The organism is Streptomyces sp. AC627_RSS907, from assembly GCF_019049165.1.
Window position 1 is genome coordinate 1 of sequence record NZ_JAGMUE010000252.1, and the last position, 660, is coordinate 660.

The window sequence follows — 660 nt, forward strand, 5'->3', positions numbered from 1 at the left end:
CCCCTGGACACGGCGACCACCAGCTTCATCGGCCTGCTCGACGGCACCCGGGGGCTGCCCCTGCTGCGCCAGGAGGCGCGGGCGATGGGCCTGCCGGAGGGGAGGGCCGACGCCGTCGTGGCCCGCCTCGTCGCGGCCGGGGTGATCGACGACCCGTGGGCGAGCGCGGGCCCGGCCGCCCTCGTCCGGGACGACCCGGGGGCGATGGAGCGCCTGCGGGCCGACCTCGCGGCCCTGTCGGTTCGACACCCGGAGCCGGATGCCGGGCTGCGGCTGCTGGGGGCCAGGCGCGCCGCGCGTGTGCAGGTCCGAGGTGCCGGCCGCGTCGGGGCTGCGGTGGCGGCCCTGCTGTCGGCCGCCGGCGTCGGGCAGGTGGACGTGCAGGACGGCGGTTGCGTCGAGCCGTGGGACGTGTTGCCGGCCGGGACCGCGCCGGATCAGGTCGGGGAGCGCCGGGACGCCGCGGCCCGCCGCCTGGCGCGGAGCGCGGCCGTCGCGCGCCGCTCGCCGCGCGCCCCGGCCGAGCCCCGTGGCCTGAGCCTGGTGGTGCTCGCCCCGCGCGACGGCCTGGCGGTGTACGCCCCGGAGCCGGACACCGCCGAGCCGCTGATCACCACGGGGACCCCACATCTGTACGCCGGGGTCCTGGAGGGCACGGGG

Annotated in this window: 1 protein-coding gene; it reads left to right on the forward strand. The window is 80.2% G+C overall.

Going from position 1 to position 660, the window contains the following annotated elements; translation table 11 throughout:
- Positions 1–660 (forward strand): ThiF family adenylyltransferase (locus KUM32_RS33130; RefSeq protein WP_254406484.1); only part of this gene is annotated, 660 nt, incomplete at both ends.